At 68.4% G+C, this 1,875-nt stretch carries 1 protein-coding gene and 1 pseudogene; one reads left to right on the top strand and one right to left on the bottom strand.

The features are described 5' to 3' along the window. Positions 1 to 408 precede the first annotated feature (408 nt). Positions 409 to 1,218, top strand: a complete 810-nt coding sequence (locus tag ACFYOH_RS44735; RefSeq protein WP_388638103.1) for an IS5 family transposase — start codon at positions 409 to 411, stop codon at positions 1,216 to 1,218. Here ACFYOH_RS44735 and ACFYOH_RS44730 read toward each other — a convergent pair. Continuing rightward, positions 1,157 to 1,659 (bottom strand): annotated as a pseudogene (locus tag ACFYOH_RS44730) (hypothetical protein). The gene ACFYOH_RS44735 and the pseudogene ACFYOH_RS44730 sit on opposite strands and share 62 nt — an antisense overlap. Between the last annotated feature and the right edge of the window lie 216 nt (positions 1,660 to 1,875).

Genomic DNA, 1,875 nt, shown 5'->3' with positions numbered 1-1,875 from the left:
TCGGCGATCTCCCACAGCCCGTCCGGAACAATCCAACTCCACGTACCCCGCCCCATAGACAGCCCAACGAGCGATCACCACATAGGACACGCTCTTATACTCCAGTGTGACTTCGCGATCACGTTGCTCTCGCGGTCTAACTGGCCGTTCTCTATCCGTTCGTGTGCTCGGTCCGGTTCGAACAGGCTCCTGCATCGGGTGAGTTGGCCGAGGTCGGGGCATGAAGGAAGGGCCTCTTGGGAGCTCGCGGTTGTCGAGTCCAGCGAGAAGCAAGAGGCCCTGTTGTCGAAGTGTCGCGTGGTCGTGGTTGCCGGGTCCAGTCGGTCCACCCATGGGTGTGACTGTCTCGCCCATCGGTTCGGGAACGCGGCTGACCGGCCGGAGCGCCGGCCCCGGTACGACTCGGACATGAGCGATGCCGAGTGGGCACTGGTGCGGGACCTGCTCCCGGTGCCGGGATGGCTGGCGGGCCGGGGCGGCCGTCCGGAGGGCTACTGCCACCGGCAGATGATCGATGCCGTGCGCTACCTCGTCGACAACGGCATCAAATGGCGGGCGATGCCCGCCGACTTCCCGCCCTGGCCACGCGTGTATGCCTTCTTCGCCCGCTGGCGGGACACGGGACTGGTGACCGAGCTGCACGACCGGCTGCGCGAAGCCGTCCGCATGTCTGAGGGCCGCAGCCCGGAGCCGAGCGCGGCGGTCGTCGACTCACAGTCGGTAAAGGCGGACACCACCGTGGCCCTCGCTTCACGGGGATACGACGCCGGGAAGAAGATCAACGGGCGCAAGCGCCACCTGCTCACCGACACCCTCGGGCTCCTGCTGGCCGTGCTGGTCACGCCGGCCTCCACGACCGACCGGGACGGGGCTCGCCCCCTGCTGTCCGCAGCAAAGAATCACTTTCGGCGGCTTGCGCGCATCTGGGCCGACGGCGGTTACACCGGTCACCTCACCGACTGGACCGCCCAGCACCTGGGAGTCGTCCTTGACATCGTCCGCCGCAGCGACGATGCCAGCGGCTTTGAGGTCCTGCCCCGCCGCTGGGTCGTCGAAAGGTCCTTCGCCTGGCTCCTGCGCAGCCGGCGCCTGGTCCGTGACTACGAACGGCGCACCGACACCAGCGAGACCGTCATCCTGTGGTCGATGACCATGCTCATGAGCCGCCGCTTGGCCGCCCAGCGCCGGCAGCGTCCTGCTCCGGCACGGGCAGCATGAAGCTGCCCGGCTTCTCCTCGACCAGCCAGCCTCGTTCCACCAGCCGTTTCAGTCGGGCCCTGGCTCCTTCGACACGGGAGGCGGAGGCGCTGTCCCAGCCAGCACCACCGCTGCCCGCCGGGCACCCAGCCCATCGGCTCCCGCCTCCAGGGCGGCGGCCATCAACGCCTGGTAGTCCACCGACAGCACCTCGGTTCCGGCCGCGTCCTGGCGGTGAGGCACCGCCCGGCGCGGACCCACCGGCTTCCTCTGCGACACGACGGCCACGGCGGGCGCATCCTCCTCGGCCAGCGCCTCCAGATACTGCTCCAGGCCGATCACCCGGCGCCTGAGCACCTCTTCCGCCTCCGCCAGAGTCGCCCGCACCCGCTCCAGCTCGGCTTCGAGATCCTCCACCCGCACCGCCGCGGCCTTCTGCCGCGCTTCCAACACCGCCCGCATCGACGGCATCCGCAACCCCCACGACTCTCGGTCAGCAACGGACCGAGACTTCCGTGCCAGCCGCCATCTCATGCCGGACCAGCGGAAACCGCACACGAGGTTCGGAAAGAGAACGACCTCTGAGCTTGGCGTTTAACCTCGCGGGTCACTCGTCCTGCTGACCTGCGGTTCTTCACGGGACAGCGGAGACGGCCGTTCTCCACGCTTCGAGATGTC

This window comes from Streptomyces sp. NPDC007856, assembly GCF_042868225.1.
GTDB lineage: Bacteria > Actinomycetota > Actinomycetes > Streptomycetales > Streptomycetaceae > Streptomyces.
Note: the sequence above shows the minus strand (reverse complement) of the source record. Positions and strands in the feature narration are given on the sequence as shown.